Annotated in this window: 1 protein-coding gene; it reads left to right on the top strand. The window is 31.3% G+C overall.

Annotation, left to right across the window (positions count from 1 at the left end; translation table 11 throughout):
• On the top strand, nucleotides 1-348 hold a 348-nt coding region (locus ACX6CF_RS26560; RefSeq protein ID WP_458788391.1), incomplete at both ends, for a nucleotidyltransferase family protein.

Genomic DNA, 348 nt, shown 5'->3' with positions numbered 1-348 from the left:
ATCAGCTATAACAGGTATGAGCAGTTCAATTAAATGTGCTATTATGAAAGCTACTGAAACAGATGCATATATGTTTATCAATGGCGATCAACCTTTTGTTAATTCTCATGTTGTTGAAGATTTGATAACAACATTCAATAATAGAAAAGAAAGTATTATCGTTCCAAGATATGATGGTGAAAGAGGTAATCCTGTTATTTTCGGCTCAAATTGGAAAGATGATTTTCTTAGAATTACCGGAGATATTGGGGGAAGGAATATAATCAAAGATAATAAAGACGAAGTCTATTATTTAGATATATCTGAAAGCAAATGGGGGTTGGATATTGACACCAAAGAAGATTATTT

It is taken from the genome of Vallitalea sediminicola (assembly GCF_054408565.1).
This window is presented reverse-complemented; position numbering and strand designations above follow the sequence as displayed.